Genomic DNA, 5620 nt, shown 5'->3' with positions numbered 1-5620 from the left:
CGTGTTTACTTAATTATAATTTAAGTGTTTACTTGTTTTTGTTTTTAGTGTAAAATTTGGAACATTAAGTAGTTACTAAAATACAAATTAAGTATAAGGAGCTTGAAATCATGACAGAATATGATAAAAATCTGGAATATCATACTGAAAGTCAAACCTTAGTCGGTCAAAAAAAACGAGAATTAGTAGATACTGAAACTGGAGAAGTTATTCATGTAGACCAAATAACAAAAAGAGTCTATGGAACTAAAAACTTTTGGAAAATGTACCTAATGGATTTCTTAACAGTTCTAGGGATTATAGACAATAAACAATTAGATATTTTTATTTACATAGCAGAAAACACGAATCAATCTAATAATTTGTTTATAGGGACATACAAACAAATTTCAAAAGATGTTGGAGTTTCTGAGCCTACTATTGCAAAGTTAATGAAAAAGCTACAAGCAAACAACTTCATCAAGAAAAAGCAAAATGGCGTTTATATTGTAAATCCTAACATTATGATGAAAGGGAACGATACAAAACGACAAATATTATTAAGTTATTACGAGGAAGAAAAGCCTTTAAATTCTATTGAGGTTTTAAGAGGAAAACAAAAACCTCTCCCAGAACAAGAAATACCAAGAAACGTGTCAAAAAAAATGGAGATGAAAAATAATGATTGAGGGCATTGAATTAAATATATATTTAAATGACGACACAATATCATTTAGCTTATCGCCTGTACAAACAGAAGTTGTATTCAAAGCATTAGGATTACAATTTGATCCAAATACACAAACAATAAGTTCATTTAGTGACAACAGTTTACAAAAACATATTATTCCTAAAATCAACTTTACAGATAAGTAAAAAGCATTACACAAATTTGTGTAATGCTTTTTACTTATCTGTATATTCGTGAAGTTCAATCACACTTTCTAGCTCACCAGTAATACGAGCATATTCTAAGCCACCATCAACCGCTACTGATCCACATGAACAATACTTAAAATCACGAGTGAATTTTGATTCAATTACATCACCACATTTTCGGCATTGAATTGCATTTCTCTTTAGTTTTTTCATTGATAATCCCCCTATCAAAGTTCTCGTTCATTTCCACGTTCCTTTCTTTGTTCCTTTTGTTGAGTTGCAAGAAACTTTGATGCTGCTTCATATCCTTTTTTCTCATTTTCATTCAATGCTTTTTCCGAATATCTAAGAGAACTAAATCTATTTATGGATGCATTTACTTTTCTCTTACAAAAACCAATTATTTCATGAAATTTTGACACTTCTTTCGGAATAAACTTCTCATAAAATTTGTTCATTTCATCAAATAATTTTGCTAGACGTTCATATTTGCCTTTATATGGCTTTAACCCTTCATTTTCTTTTTCCAAACGTTTCACTGTTGTATGTAAATCTGTATTACTCGCTTGTAATGCTTCATTCTTGCGATGTAACGTCATATTTTCACGTTTAAAGGCTTCTGATGCCTTCGCCTTAGTTTTGAGCTCTTCAAAGTCTTCTACGCTCATTTCAACGGTTTTAGAGCGTAAAATACCACCTTTATGTTTAACTTCAATGTTATCGACTTTATTTGTTGATTTCACTGCGTTTTGTAATTGATTCAAACGAGATTCTAATTGTTCCATTTGTTTATTTACTACTTCTTTTTTCTGTAGGCATTGTCCCATTTCTTTTTCTAAAGCTTTTATCTCTTCTTTTGCGGTCATTGCCTTAAATTTCCGCATTTCTACATGCTTTTTGTCACTTGATACACCACGTTCCAAATAAAATCCCTTTTCTACCATGTGAGCATGAAAATCGTCCTGAAGTGAAACCAATTCTTTTCGGTTAAAAATTTGTTTGGCTGATAACTTATTTTCTTCCGTTGCTGGAATCATGCCAACGTGCATATGAGGTGTTTTCTCATCCAAATGTACCGCTGCATGCACAATATTACGTTCACCGTATCTATCTTTTAAAAAACTGTATGCTTCCTTGAAAAATACTTTTTGTTGAGCTGGATCAATCATATCTAACACATCAAAAAATTCTCTATCACTTGTTACAACAAACTCACACATGACTACCGCATCTTTTCGAATCGCTCGATTGGTTTCTACATTCTGTTCAATCTTGTCTTTCACTGTTTTCAAATAATCGATGTGCTCATGATTATGTAAATCATAATTCAGATGTGTTCGCTCCAATTCAATATCATGATTTGTGTGACTCTCTTTTTCTCTCTGATTATGAATCTGAATTCCCTTCACATCTCGCATTTTAAATTTCTGCATTCGGCAAATTGCAAAACTCATTTTTTCGCCTCTTTTCCAATTGGTTCTACGTCCTTATCAGTCCCTAGAACCATATAAAGTATATATACTTCTCTACTGTTTTTTCGGTGGACTTCCATGTAAAGTATAGCACACTATACTTTACTATCGTAAAGGTGTGCCCTGCGGGGCTGTTCGGCAAGCCGAACTAAACCTTGGACTTTGTCCAAACCTACAAGGGGAACTTTCCCCCTTGACCCCTTTAATCAAACTCCCCAACCCCTCAATCCTTGAGGGGCTCCCTCGCCGGTTGGCAGGCTAAAACGTAACCGTTTTAACACCACCAAGAGGGTTTTGGTGTAGTACGTTTGTCAACTCCTTAATGCTCCCTACGGTCCGCTTACCGTTGACAAACCTCTTAATATTTATTCATTAAACAAAAAAGATATATATCTTTTTTGTTCTAGAAAGATCTTCCTCGTATACTAAAACTATTAAACATAAAAAATCTTAAAGTTTGGGGGAAAAAATTATCAAACCAGTAAATCCTATAGAGGTCGTAGAAAAAATTAAAGAACTAGCAATTATCTCCTTGTTTTATGATGATGAATTAATGGACATCTTTGTTTTAAAAGGTGGAAATGCTTTAAACATCGCTCATAAAATAAATGAACGCGCATCTGTAGATATTGATGTGTCCATGGAAGATGATTTTGCAGAAGGCACTTTAGAAGAAATTAGAAGCAAATTACAACATGCATTTGAAATTACCTTTGAAGAAGAAGGCTATCATGTATTTGATTTAAAACTAGTTCCATCCCCAGTAAAATTAAGGGACGACATGAAAAAATTCTGGGGAGGATATACACTTTATTTTAAGGTAATCGAAAAACATAAATACGAGGAACATAAAGGTGATCTACAAAAACTACGTGTAAATGCAATCGTTGTTGGAAGTAATCAAGAAAAAACATTCCAAATTGATATCAGTAAATACGAGTATTGTAAAACCAAAGCGCCATTTCACCTTAATGGTTATATCATATATGCATATACACCATTGATGGTAATCTATGAAAAATTACGAGCTATATGCCAACAAATGGAAGACTATAGAGATTTAGTACGTACTAACAGAAGATCTCGTCCAAGAGACTTTTTTGACATTCACTCTATTATGACTAAATGGCCAGATTCAATTGATGTAACAGCATCTGATAATCTTCAAATTCTATCAGAAATCTTTACTTTAAAAAAAGTTCCATTGCACTTTCTAGCTAAAATTAAAGAAGAAAGAGAATTCCATAGAGAAGGTTTTCAATCTGTTGTTGATACAGTAAATGCTGATACTAAAATAGGTTCCTATGATTTCTATTTCGATTACGTAGAACGTCTTGCTCAAGATATCTATAATACTTTACAAAAACAAAATCTCTTAACAACAAATTAAAAAAAGGACAAAATTGTCCTTTTTTTAATGATCTAAATAACTAGGATAATAAACTTTCCAACGTTCAGAAAAACTTTTATCTTTAATTTCATAAGTTAAATAAAGATTATGTTCAATACCACTAAGTTCTACAATTTTAAGAACATTATCATCATAACCCGCTCTTTCTAGGTAAAAACCAATTAATTGATGATAAGGATAAATGTAATTCATTTTATTTAATGTCGCGAGTAAACGATTAACAGAAAAAGTTCCTTTAGCAACCTTATAAGCATGAAGTACTTCTTCTATTCCACCAGAATAATTTGGTCTAACAACAATATCAATTAAAGTTCTTTCTAAATTAGTCATAAACATTTTAGTACCGTAAACCTCAATAAATGATACTCCTAACCTATCTTGATGTTTACCATTTAACAAATATACTTGATATTTTTTGTTATCCATTTCAAATTTTGCTATTTGTTTAGTTGTTCTCATTGGTCTAGAAAAAGCCCAATCTATATTTTCTTGTTCTAAATTAATATCATCTTTATCAAAATAATATTTAGGAGATTGTTCTGTATTAGTGTAAACATGCTTAGGAATATTATTAGTCAAACCATGCAAGAAAAGGGCTGTATAATGACTCAAATAAGAATATTTATTTATTGACACAGCCAATTCATATACAGAAGCACCATCAAATTTAAATTTTATTATTTTTCTTTGAGGTGTTTGAATTTCAATTTGTTTTAAAATATTGTTTTCAGTTAAAAATTTTATAAAATCGTTACCTTTTGTAACAGCTGGTAATTTCCATTCTTCTTTATTAGAATTTAATATCTCATACATATCTTGAACTGAAAAAATATGTTTATATTGATCTTCAAAATATTTTACAATTTGAGGTTTCATTTGCTCCATAATCTGAAACCTACTTAATCTAGGCATATGAATACCTCCAGTTTTTAAAAAATATATGTAATAAGTATATATACTTATTACATAGCTAGTTTCATCTTACAAAAAAACTAATAAAAAGTATAGAATTCTTATTGATATCATTAAAAATTTCAATCTGCTAATACGTATAGTATATATACTATACGTATCTTTAATATTTTAATTTTGCCATCAGTAAGTATATATACTTACTGATAGGATAGTTTGAAATGAAATTAAAATGCCATTTGATTTAGTATATATACTAAATCAATTAATGTTATTTAAATAACTTTCTTTAAAACACATCCCACATAACTTAATAAATCATTCATAAAACAACTTAAATTACCCTCTAAGCGATTTTTGAATTCCAATCGAATAAAACCATTACAAATTTAAAAAAACTCTCTACGAGGCTATTAAACACTTTAAAATAAAAATTGTTTTATTTAGCTTTTCCCTCTGTTTTTGGGTGTGAGTGCTGGCTAGTCGTGTGGGGACTAATCCCCACGAACTTAACGTAACTGAATATAAAAAAAGCTGACTGTTTTGGTCGATGGATCTAGGCGGTTCGGCTGGTACAATTGCTAGTTCAAGTCGAATAACCTAAATCCTCGTTTTTGGTATGTTCGGCTTGGCGAAAGCTAAAAACCAGCCGAATTTCTCCATGCAATGGAGGAATGGTGGAGATTTTTTGAGTGGGTTTCTCAAAAAATACTACCTGACCATTGCATGGAGAAAAGCCTCTTTGATTATAGAAGAGAGTAAATTAGACAAAAAAGTAGGACAAACCCAATTATATCAAGGGGTTGTCTAGTTTTAGGCACTTAACTTTTGTTAAGTCTTTACTTAACTCTTGTTTCGTGTTTACTTAATTATAATTTAAGTGTTTACTTGTTTTTGTTTTTAGTGTAAAATTTGGAACATTAAGTAGTTACTAAAATACAAATTAAGTATAAGGAGCTTGAAATCA

The 5620-nt window shown here is 30.8% G+C and carries 7 protein-coding genes; 4 read left to right on the top strand and 3 right to left on the bottom strand.

From position 1 onward, the window contains the following. The first annotated feature begins 110 nt into the window (after nucleotides 1-110). Complete coding sequence (locus tag ACS2MN_RS30800; protein WP_438894961.1) at nucleotides 111-668, top strand: replication/maintenance protein RepL; 558 nt, start codon at nucleotides 111-113, stop codon at nucleotides 666-668. Further along, complete coding sequence (locus tag ACS2MN_RS30795; protein WP_097836145.1) at nucleotides 661-855, top strand: hypothetical protein; 195 nt, start codon at nucleotides 661-663, stop codon at nucleotides 853-855. Before ACS2MN_RS30800 ends, ACS2MN_RS30795 begins: the two co-directional genes overlap by 8 nt. Nucleotides 856-885: 30 nt before the next feature. Here the strand turns inward: ACS2MN_RS30795 and ACS2MN_RS30790 are convergent, their stop codons facing one another. Then, a complete protein-coding gene (locus tag ACS2MN_RS30790; RefSeq protein WP_438894960.1) occupies nucleotides 886-1071 on the bottom strand; it encodes a DUF7695 domain-containing protein in 186 nt (61 codons plus the stop codon). Nucleotides 1072-1085: 14 nt separating this feature from the next. Continuing rightward, a complete protein-coding gene (gene mobV, locus ACS2MN_RS30785) occupies nucleotides 1086-2312 on the bottom strand; it encodes a MobV family relaxase (RefSeq protein WP_438894959.1) in 1227 nt (408 codons plus the stop codon). Nucleotides 2313-2787: 475 nt separating this feature from the next. On the opposite strand from mobV, the gene ACS2MN_RS30780 reads away from it, so the two are divergent. Continuing rightward, a complete protein-coding gene (locus ACS2MN_RS30780; protein ID WP_438894958.1) occupies nucleotides 2788-3720 on the top strand; it encodes a nucleotidyl transferase AbiEii/AbiGii toxin family protein in 933 nt (310 codons plus the stop codon). A 24-nt stretch (nucleotides 3721-3744) separates the two neighbouring features. Here ACS2MN_RS30780 and ACS2MN_RS30775 read toward each other — a convergent pair whose 3' ends face one another. Further along, nucleotides 3745-4653: a type IV toxin-antitoxin system AbiEi family antitoxin domain-containing protein gene (locus tag ACS2MN_RS30775; RefSeq protein WP_438894957.1), complete on the bottom strand. Its 909-nt coding sequence runs from the start codon at nucleotides 4651-4653 to the stop codon at nucleotides 3745-3747. 619 nt (nucleotides 4654-5272) lie between these two features. Between ACS2MN_RS30775 and ACS2MN_RS30770 the strand changes: the two genes are divergently transcribed. After that, nucleotides 5273-5464: a hypothetical protein gene (locus ACS2MN_RS30770; protein WP_438894956.1), complete on the top strand. Its 192-nt coding sequence runs from the start codon at nucleotides 5273-5275 to the stop codon at nucleotides 5462-5464. Nucleotides 5465-5620 lie beyond the last annotated feature (156 nt).

This window comes from Bacillus cereus group sp. BceL062, assembly GCF_051780025.1.
In the GTDB taxonomy this organism is placed as follows: domain Bacteria; phylum Bacillota; class Bacilli; order Bacillales; family Bacillaceae_G; genus Bacillus_A; species Bacillus_A toyonensis.
Note: the sequence above shows the minus strand (reverse complement) of the source record. Positions and strands in the feature narration are given on the sequence as shown.

Coding starts and splice junctions, on each gene's coding strand:
- ACS2MN_RS30795 (WP_097836145.1), top strand. CDS start 661: ATGATTGAGGGCATTGAATTAAATATATATTTAAATGACGACACAATA.
- mobV (WP_438894959.1), bottom strand. CDS start 2,312: ATGAGTTTTGCAATTTGCCGAATGCAGAAATTTAAAATGCGAGATGTG.
- ACS2MN_RS30770 (WP_438894956.1), top strand. CDS start 5,273: ATGTTCGGCTTGGCGAAAGCTAAAAACCAGCCGAATTTCTCCATGCAA.
- ACS2MN_RS30790 (WP_438894960.1), bottom strand. CDS start 1,071: ATGAAAAAACTAAAGAGAAATGCAATTCAATGCCGAAAATGTGGTGAT.
- ACS2MN_RS30800 (WP_438894961.1), top strand. CDS start 111: ATGACAGAATATGATAAAAATCTGGAATATCATACTGAAAGTCAAACC.
- ACS2MN_RS30775 (WP_438894957.1), bottom strand. CDS start 4,653: ATGCCTAGATTAAGTAGGTTTCAGATTATGGAGCAAATGAAACCTCAA.